Source organism: Vibrio sp. 1249-1 (genome assembly GCF_033340495.1).
In genome coordinates, this window is sequence record NZ_JAWOWJ010000318.1 from 1 (window position 1) to 842 (window position 842).

1 protein-coding gene and 1 pseudogene are annotated in these 842 nt (G+C 48.1%); both read right to left on the minus strand.

All coding sequences use genetic code 11. The annotated features are described in order from the left end of the window. Positions 1-413 (minus strand): annotated as a pseudogene (locus R7Z50_RS26100) (hypothetical protein); the annotation flags it as partial. 3 nt (positions 414-416) lie between these two features. Further along, the coding region (locus R7Z50_RS26105; RefSeq protein WP_318149557.1) for an ECF-type sigma factor at positions 417-842 on the minus strand (426 nt) is incomplete at its 5' end.

Sequence of the window (842 nt, forward strand, 5' to 3'; positions counted from 1 at the left end):
CAACCATAAATGATGGTTTGCAGTTGCTGTTCGACCGATAGATTGATGATGGGTTTGCTGTTGTTCGCCGCATCAACCTTGGGTTGTGGTGTCACCGCCGTCAGATCGTAAGGGTAGTAACCATCAAGCGTATCGAAAGGGTTCTCGGCGACGTTTTGTTGATCGAATGGCGTCGCATTAAGCACTGCATCTAAATCGAGAGAGCTCGAGCCATCCAACGCCGATGTTGTGAGCGCCTGCTTCACCTCAATTAACGACGTACGTTCACCATAATGATGTTGGCTGTTTCTTTTATCGATAGGAGAGCTGTTTGAAGAGCTGGCCGCAGACGCCATGTTGCTCTCGTCACTTAACAAGTAAACACCCAATAAACCGGCGCCGATCGCGCCGATAATCCACAGTTTCTTGGTCATGATTTATGCGTGTGCCATTCTTGATTGCAGCCAGCTGCGTGAGAACTTGAGGTCTTTTTCGATCAGGCTTGCGCTGCACTCTAGCAGTTCGCTGATCTCCTGGTTCTTCATGCCCATCAGGTATTTGAGTTTTAAGGCGCTCGATTGACGTGGGTAGCGTGTGCTAAAGCTATCTAAGGCTTTGTCCATGATGATCAACTGCTCAAAGCGGTCTTCTTCGTCCTTCATCAACGTGATGTGTTGGCGTTTTTGCGCTTGGTGTGAGCGAGCGTTGTCGATCAATATTTGGCGCATGACTTTAGCTGCCATTAAGAAAAAATCACGCTTGGTGGCGATTTCACTCATGTCGCAGTTTGACATTTTTAGGTAAGCATCATGAATCAATGCGGTGGTGCTGTTGACGCTGTCTGCCAATACCATATTGTCGGT